1 tRNA gene and 1 rRNA gene are annotated in these 256 nt (G+C 50.8%); both read right to left on the reverse strand.

From position 1 onward, the window contains the following. Nucleotides 1-3: 3 nt before the first annotated feature. A tRNA-Ile gene (locus ACA373_RS22190) sits at nt 4-80 on the reverse strand. Nucleotides 81-154: 74 nt separating this feature from the next. After that, nucleotides 155-256 (reverse strand): 16S ribosomal RNA (locus tag ACA373_RS22195); the annotation flags it as partial.

A 256-nucleotide genomic window follows, 5' to 3' on the forward strand; every position in this document is an offset into this window, starting at 1 on the left:
ATTTGGTAGGCCTGAGTGGACTTGAACCACCGACCTCACCCTTATCAGGGGTGCGCTCTAACCACCTGAGCTACAAGCCTGTAGAGGTTTTTTCTGCTCGTTACTTTTCTATCAGACAATCTGTGTGGACACTGCGCACGAAGGTATCTTCAGGTAAGGAGGTGATCCAACCGCAGGTTCCCCTACGGTTACCTTGTTACGACTTCACCCCAGTCATGAATCACAAAGTGGTAAGCGCCCTCCCGAAGGTTAAGCT

It is taken from the genome of Erwinia sp. STN24 (genome assembly GCF_041320675.1).
Taxonomy (GTDB): domain Bacteria; phylum Pseudomonadota; class Gammaproteobacteria; order Enterobacterales; family Enterobacteriaceae; genus Erwinia; species Erwinia aeris.